Below are 7,388 nucleotides of genomic sequence, written 5' to 3'. Positions count from 1 at the left end.
CCGGGGTGCGGGCGCGTAGGAACCGGCCGCCGGATCAGCCCGGCGAGTCGCCCGCGGCGGCGACCGGAGGCTTGCCGTTGATGATGGCCTCCAGTTGCCCGCGGGACCGGTGTAGTTCCTCGATCGCGGCGCTGATGCGCCGATGCTCGCCGGCGAGGTCGGCGCGCAGCTGTGGGCAGGTGGGTGCCAGGAAACCGCCATCGCTGGAGACGCATGGCAACACGCCCGCGATGACACTGGTGGATAGCCCCGCGGTCAGCAGCGACCGGATGCGGCGCACCGTCTCCACGTCGCGGTCGGTGTAGCTGCGGTAGCCGCTGGGCAGGCGGCTCGGCTGCAGCAGGCCCTGCTCCTCGTAGTACCGCAACAGCCGCTCGGTGACCCCGGTACGCCGGGACAGCTCGCCGATGCGCATGTGGCCTCCGTCGCAGAAGGTTGACCTTCACATCGATGTGAGTCTTTACCGTATGTCTCATGCGAGCCGTACAGATTGACCGGCATGGCGGTATCGACGTGCTTACGCTGCGCGAGGTGCCGGTCCCTGTCCCGGCCGCCGGCGAGGTCCTCGTCCGCACGGTCGCCAGCAGCATCAACCCGGTGGACTGGAAGACCCGTGGGGTCGGCTCGCTGGCGGTGCAGCTGGCCCGCCGGTCGGGCGCCCGGGTGGACGGGCTGGTCTCCCGGCTCGCGCACGTGCCGGCCGTCCGTGAGCTGGGTGCTGAGCTGGTCACCGATCGGGTGGCGGACCTGCCGGCGGCGGCGTACGACGCGGTCTTCGACACGGCGAGCGTGCACCCGGGGCCGGCGTTGATACCCGGCGGCCGGTATCGCTCGATCACCGATGACCCGCTGCCGGCGGACATTCCGGGCGCCGTCAAGATCCAGATACGCGAGGACGTGCGCGGACTCGCCGAACTGGTCTCCATGGTCGACGCCGGCGAGCTGCACGTACGCGTCGGCGCCTATCACCGCGTCGACGACGTGCACCGGGCGCACCGGGTGTTCGAGGCCGGCGGCCTGGTCGGCAAGGTCGTCCTGACGTTCTAAGGAGGCACCACCCCATGTCGGATTCGGAAGAGGACGTACGGGAACTGCTGGCCGGCGCTCGGCATGCCGTGGTCGGCGTCAACCGCGCCGGCGGGCCGCCGCAGCTGTCCGTCGTGTGGTTCATCTGGGACGGCCAGAGCTTCCGGTTCAGCACCACCCGCTCGCGGGCGAAGTACCTGAACCTCAAGCGCGACCCGGCCATCTCGCTGCTCATCGACGACTTCGAGAAGAAGTTCTACGTCGTCGCGTACGGCCGGGCACAGCTCATCGAAGACAACCACGACACGCTGGCCCAGCCCTTGATCGAGAAATACATGCCGGAACGGTCGACCGATCCGCAATGGACGCCGGACCGGGTGATCGTCGAACTGCGGCCTGACCGCCTCCTGACCGGCCGGTAGCTACGCCGCTGCGAGGCAGGTCGGTACGTTACGAGCGCGCTTGAATGGCACACCGCTGTTCTTGCAGTTCAACACCAGCGACGGCAGTCCAATATTCGCCGGTGGATACGCAATTTGCAAAGACTCCTCGTCCGGTGTTCACGGTTGACAGCAGTCGACGCCATCGTTTCAGCCTAGCGGCAGCAGTCCGGGAAACCAGCGCGAATTGCTGTTCGCGTTCGCTACAGCGCGCACTCAATGGCCGCCGATCGTGCGCGGCGGCCAGGGCGGCGGTCATCACGCTCGGTACGGCGTGCGCCGTCCGGGCGAAGGTGGCGAGTCGCGGGTCAGCGCCTCTGTTATTCGCGACCTTCGACCGGACCTGACGGGCGCAGCCGTGCGGCAGTTCCCTGAGCCGAGTCAAGGCGGGAAGTGCCGGGCGACTACCCGGCTCAGCCCCTTTAACGCACGCACTCAGTAGGCCATCCGCCAAAGCACCCCCGCGGTCGCCAGAACCAACAGCACGGCCGTAGCACCCCCCAAAGTGCCCAGAAGTGCCCAGAGCGCCCACGGGCGGGTGCGCCGTGAGAGGGAGAGAGCGATCACCATAAGCACCGCAGCTGGCACGATAACGAGTTCAGCCCAGCTGTAGGTGGCATAAGGCGCGCCAGCCGCACTATCTGGACCCGGCACAAATCCTGATCGAGTCCTGCCGCCCATCCAGAAGGTGATCGGGGGCCAAGCGAACCAAGCGATCAGTAACAAGTGCGGTGCGATGCCGAGCAATACGGCGAGCCACCACCGGCGCTGACGAGCCCATGCGGTCCGAGGTTCTGCAGTCACCGAATCACGGTATGGGTCGGCCAGCAGCCCGGGAGACGACAATGTTGATTCATCACGGAGTAGAGCTCGCGGGCACGGGTGGATCGCTTCCTTGCGGGAGTAGCCGAGTGGACGGGACTTGGCCGAGGTCTTCGAACGAAAAAGGCCGGCGGCGGCATCAGGGACCGGCACCACCTGATCACCGAACTCGAACTCGCTTGCCCATCCCTGCGAGCGGATCAGGTCCAGAACGATCTGCCAGTCGGCCAGGGGTCGTGTCGGCCACGATCACGTCCGGGGCACTACGGTTCTCAACCGGGTCGAACCAAGGCATCACGTCGTCCCACAGCAGATCACTCACCACGCGATGATCCCTGAACGCCCGGCCACAGACATCCTCATTTGCCGCCGATAGGGCGCGATCGCAGCGGTCGTAGGACAGGGCACTGGCCTGCCGCCTCGATAAGGCAGCCCGGTCGCCGGGGCCGGTCGTCGCCCGTAGCGACAGGGTGAGGGGCTGCCTCATTCACCCGTTCACGTAGTCTGCGAGTTCCGGTCACGTCGGTGGCGAGTCCGGGAGGCTCAGTCGGTGGTGAAGCCTTATCGCTTTGCGCCAGCCGTGCTCTGGCCCCACCCATCAGGTGTAAACCTGCGGATCGTGGGTTCTTCTCTCGGCGCCCTGAGCGGTCGGTCATCGTACTTCGACGTATGCCACCTCGACGGCGTTGTTGCCGTAGCCGAGACGGTTCCAGGGTGGCACTTCGGGCTGGATATTTCCGGACGCGTCCGTGGCGCGGGCTCGCAGGCTGTGCCGGCCGGGGGTGGCGTCCCACTCATAGCTCCAGTCCTGCCACTGGAACGGGCCGTTCGGCGGCTCGACGACCGCCGGGTTCCACTCACTCGCGCCGGTAAAGCTCAATCCGACCTGGGTAATGGCCCCGGAGCCGGACCATGCCTTGCCGCGGATCGTGTACCTGCCGGCCGGGATGCAGCAGGCGTCGGCCGGGTCGGTGATCCGTGCGCGTACCCGCATCAACGTGACCGGCTCGACGGGTTTGTCCGGCCACTGGTAGACGTAGTGTCCGGTCTGGAACTCGCCGGCGAACGGTTTGGTGATCACGTCGAGCCGGCTGAGCCATTTGACTGAGGCGACGGCGTACCAGTGCGGCACGATCAGGCGGAACGGAGCGCCGTGGTCGGCCTCCAGCGGTTCGCCGTTCATCTCGTAGGCGATCAGGATCTCGGCGGCCGGGTCGCTCGCGTGGGCCAGGGCGAGCGACCGGACGAAGGTGATGTCCGCGTCGTCCTTCTCGAAGAGCGAGCTGAGATGGTATTTCCCGTGGTCGGCGCCTTGACAGCGGACCTCGACGCCATCGCCGGCCGGGTCCGCGCGAGCCAGCACGTCGGCCAGTCGGGCGCCCTTCCACCGTGCGGTGGACACCGCGTAGCCGCCCCAGGGTTCGCCGGTGGGAAGTGGTCGCATGTCCAGGCGCCCGTTGCCGGCGCATTCGAGGGTCACGACATGTTCGGCGGCCGGCAGGGCGCGCAGATCGCCGAGCGTCAGGGTGTGAGGGGTTGCCACCGCGCCGGCCACCTGGAGTGTCCCGTCGTGGTGTGGCAGGGCGAAGTTGCTGCGTACGTAGTGCAGTTGGGTCGGCGTGGTGTCGGTGCGCAGGCCGTCGTGCGGAGCTTCGGCGTTGAACGGATCTTCCTTGATCATGGTCAGGGCCGCGCGGTTGCGGGCGATGGCGTCGGTGACTGTCATGACGGGCGCTCCTGGAAGGTCAGTAGTCCGGGTCCGCGAAGTGCGGCTCGCGGTCGTCGTTGAAAGCGCCGATGCCCTCGACCCGGTCGGGGTGTACCGCCGAGCGCCAGTGGGCCTCCATCATGATGGCGATGGCCTGCTCGATCGGCTGGCCCTGGCCCAGCCGCACGGCGCGTTTGACGGCCTGCACGGCGGTCGGCGAGTTGCTCGCGATCTTCTCGGCGATGCGGTGCGCCGCCGGAAGCAGGTCGCCGGAGGGCAGGACCTGGTTGACCATGCCCAGCCGGTACGCTTCCTGGGCGGTGATCGGATCACCGGTCATCAGCATCTGCAAGGCTGTGCCCGGTGGGAGAACCCGGGGAAGCAGCGCCGGGGAGCCGCCACCGGCGGCGAGACCGATCATGGTCTCCGGCTGGCCGAAGACGGCGTTCTGCGACGCGATGATGAAGTCGGCGCTCTGCGCGATCTCGCAGCCACCGCCGTACGCGATGCCGTTGACCGCGGCGAAGATCGGTTTGCGGAGTTGGCGCAGGGTGTAGAGGGTGCGGTCGAAGTCTTGCCGCTGCCGCAGCCACTGCTCCTTGGTCATGCTCTTGCGTTGGCGCAGGTCGCTGCCGACGGAGAAGGCGCGGGTGCCGGCGCCGGTGAGGATCGCCACCCGGACGGCGCGGCGGACGGCGATGGTTTCCAGTATCTCGGTCAGCCGGGTTCCCATTTCGGTGCTTATCGCGTTGTCGGCCGCCGGGCGGTTCAGGGTGATCACCGCTATGGCGCCGTCGCCGGTGTACTCGAGCAGCACGGACTGACTCGGGTCGGCGTCGTCGGGCGCCGGCGGCCCGAAATCCAGAGACTTCCATCGATTCGTACGGGTCGTGTTCGTCATGCCGTCTCCCGGAAGGTTCATGTGGTGAGATCCGCCAGCCAGCGCAGAGCGCGAAAGCCGGGGGCGAAGCAGTACTCGCCGCCTCGGGTGATGACGAACGGCGGCAGGTCCGGCAGGCGGCGGCGGATCGGCCGGTGCGGAATGGTGAAGGCGGCGGCGCCCGGGTGCGGCCCGACCAGCGGGTCGCTCTCCTGAGGTGCCCCGATGAAGATCCCGTCATTGAGCCACTGGGTTTTGACGAACTCGAACTGCCGGTCCAGGTGCGATCCCGCGAAGACGAAGATGATGCCCCGGTCGGCACCGTCGTCCTCGAGGACACCCTCCGGCAGGACGGGGCCGTAACTTGTGCCCCGACGGATCATGCGGTGTAGACGCACGTCGGTGCTGTTCTCGTGGTCCAGGGCGTCCCGCGGGTTGGCGCGCCGGGCGTGCGCGCCGGCCGGGCATTTGAATCCGCGCGGGTCGTCGCCGTACCGGAAGTCGTTGTTGCGGCGGGGATCCGCCCCCAGCAGCGGGTCGTCTCCATCAGGGGCGAGCGCCAGCGGCGCCCCGCTCTGCCATCGGCCGATCATCTTCGCCCCGAGCAGTTCCTCGTCCTGGCGCCCGGCGGCCCTGTCGTGTAGGTAGCGGCGGTAGGCAGCGACTCTGGTGCGCAGTTTGCGCAGCACGACGTAGGTACCGTTGCGGCTCAGGATGGCGGGTTCAGGCATGGGCGCCGGCACACCGGTCTCGTCCGGGTAGCCGAGGATGAACTCACCGGCTTTTATCGGCGGTTCCCCGGGGTTCGGCCGGCGGGTTTCCACTCCCTGGACGGCCGGCTGTCCGATGCCGTCCTTGAAGCCGAACGAGGTGCGGCCGGTCGGCAGTTGGTAGCAGTCCTGCCGCCAGATCACCTCGATGCCTGGGAACTCGTCTTGGGCGCGGCGGGCCTTCTCGACCAGCCGGTCGAGACTCTGTTGGTCGGGGGCGAGGGTGGCGAGCGCGATGTGCACCTCGCGGCTGCCCAGCGGCGTCTCCCAGTGCTCCGGCCCGCTGTCGCCGGTGTCGCCGAGGTGGGCGGCGCGGGCGGCCATGCCCTGTCGGAACTCGGGCGCGAAGCTGTCCAGCGATTGCTGCGGCACCCCGAGGGTCTGCAGTCCGGAGTACGTGAACGCTGCTGTCAGCCACGCCTCCGGGGTGTTGGCGACGACCGAGCGGGCCGGGGAGAGCAGGGGTATCAGCCGGCGGATGAGTTTGCGGCCGTCGTAGCGGTCGGCGACGCGCAGCAGTACGTACGTGCCGACGTAAGGGGACGGCCGTTCGTGCAGGGCACCGGCCTGGATGTCGTCGAGTTCCAGCGAGTTGGCGTCGGTCATGGCTGCCTACTCGTGTGCGGGCGGTTGCGGGGGCGCCGGGTTGGGTTCGGCGAGGTACGGGAACGTGCGCGAGGCGGGCCGGGTGGACCGGTCGACGCCGTCACGGATCGCCGGACCGGTTCCGGCGTTGATCAGCACGGTGAAGAACGTGTCCATCACGTCGTCGTTGAGCGCCCGCCCGCCGCAGGTGCGGTGCACGGTCCCGCCCAGCGCGGCGCGTTCGATCTCCAGGAAGGAGCCTTGCTCAAGGTAGGGCTTACTTACGTCGACGACCAGATGGTCGGCGAGCACGAGGTCCACCAGCGGGTGGTTGCCGTCTTCGTTGGGCGGCCAGGCCAGTTGGCCGTCGAGGCCGTCCCAGAAAGCGAGGTTGGCGTTGAGCCGGGCCCGGTAGGCGCCGAGATAGCCGTCGGCGAGGTGGAAACCGTCCTCCATGTTGTAGAGGTCGCGGATCTCCAGGTCGCGGTTGACCTGGTCGAACTGCTTCGGCGCCAGGAGGAGGTTCTTCACCTCCGGTCGCCCGGTCCGCTCGATCCGGACGTTGAGCCGCCCGCGGGTCAGGGTCTCCGCCACGACACCTACCAGATCGGTTCCGGTGCCGAACATCTGGGCGGCGTCGACCTCGATCACGACACTGAGCACGTTCTTACCGTCCAGATAAATCGTCGAGGATTCAGTGAACGCCAGCCGCCCGGTCGCGATGGTCTTCAGCGCCGCCGGGGCGTCGAGAATGAACGGATCCCGGCGAGGACCGGCGAACACTCGTACCCCGCCGCCCTTGCCGCCCTCGGGATCGTCCACCGGAAAGGAGATCCGCTCCCCGGCCGGCGTGTGACAGACGCCGGTCTGCACGCCCGCCTCGGACGGCTCGGAGAACACGCAGTCGAAGACGAACTCCTCGGTGCCGACGTCATAGACGCCGGTTCCAACTGGGTGACTGCGCAGTGTGAGCGGCCGGACCCGGAACCGATAGATCAGCCCGTCGGACAAGCGGCCGTCGGGCGGGGCGAACGGCAGGGTATTGACCACCAGGACGAGATGTCCCTCGTTCTCGGGACTGGGGAAGGCGTAGACGTCGGTGATGTCGGCGATGGGCGCGGCCAGCGCCCTTGGTCCCGAGATGTGATCGGACATCG

Annotated in this window: 8 protein-coding genes; 2 read left to right on the top strand and 6 right to left on the bottom strand. The window is 68.0% G+C overall.

The window, feature by feature from the left end; all coding sequences use genetic code 11:
* Nucleotides 1-34: 34 nt before the first annotated feature.
* On the bottom strand, nucleotides 35-415 hold the full coding sequence (locus AB0M88_RS43570) for a MerR family transcriptional regulator (RefSeq protein ID WP_364112405.1): 381 nt from the start codon (nucleotides 413-415) through the stop codon (nucleotides 35-37).
* A gap of 59 nt (nucleotides 416-474) precedes the next feature.
* Between AB0M88_RS43570 and AB0M88_RS43565 the strand changes: the two genes are divergently transcribed.
* Nucleotides 475-1,047: a zinc-binding dehydrogenase gene (locus AB0M88_RS43565; RefSeq protein ID WP_364112403.1), complete on the top strand. Its 573-nt coding sequence runs from the start codon at nucleotides 475-477 to the stop codon at nucleotides 1,045-1,047.
* A 14-nt stretch (nucleotides 1,048-1,061) separates the two neighbouring features.
* A complete protein-coding gene (locus AB0M88_RS43560; RefSeq protein WP_364112401.1) occupies nucleotides 1,062-1,448 on the top strand; it encodes a PPOX class F420-dependent oxidoreductase in 387 nt (128 codons plus the stop codon).
* A gap of 1,000 nt (nucleotides 1,449-2,448) precedes the next feature.
* Here the strand turns inward: AB0M88_RS43560 and AB0M88_RS43555 are convergent.
* The 5 genes from AB0M88_RS43555 to AB0M88_RS43535 form a co-directional block, all read right to left on the bottom strand.
* A complete protein-coding gene (locus tag AB0M88_RS43555) occupies nucleotides 2,449-2,610 on the bottom strand; it encodes a hypothetical protein (protein WP_364112399.1) in 162 nt (53 codons plus the stop codon).
* A gap of 330 nt (nucleotides 2,611-2,940) precedes the next feature.
* Complete coding sequence (locus tag AB0M88_RS43550; protein ID WP_364112397.1) at nucleotides 2,941-4,014, bottom strand: sulfite oxidase; 1,074 nt, start codon at nucleotides 4,012-4,014, stop codon at nucleotides 2,941-2,943.
* Between the two features lie 19 nt (nucleotides 4,015-4,033).
* Nucleotides 4,034-4,897 (bottom strand): enoyl-CoA hydratase/isomerase family protein, encoded by an 864-nt coding sequence (locus AB0M88_RS43545; RefSeq protein WP_364112395.1) that lies wholly within the window; start codon nucleotides 4,895-4,897, stop codon nucleotides 4,034-4,036.
* A 17-nt stretch (nucleotides 4,898-4,914) separates the two neighbouring features.
* Entirely contained in the window at nucleotides 4,915-6,252 is a 1,338-nt protein-coding gene (locus AB0M88_RS43540) for a Dyp-type peroxidase (protein ID WP_364112393.1), read from the bottom strand.
* Between the two features lie 6 nt (nucleotides 6,253-6,258).
* Nucleotides 6,259-7,386 (bottom strand): DUF4331 family protein, encoded by a 1,128-nt coding sequence (locus tag AB0M88_RS43535; RefSeq protein WP_364112391.1) that lies wholly within the window; start codon nucleotides 7,384-7,386, stop codon nucleotides 6,259-6,261.
* Nucleotides 7,387-7,388 lie beyond the last annotated feature (2 nt).

The sequence above is a fragment of the Actinoplanes sp. NPDC051411 genome, from assembly GCF_040682075.1.
Taxonomy (GTDB): domain Bacteria; phylum Actinomycetota; class Actinomycetes; order Mycobacteriales; family Micromonosporaceae; genus Actinoplanes.
The sequence above is the reverse complement of the archived record's forward strand: the minus strand, read 5'-3'. Positions and strand labels throughout refer to the sequence as shown.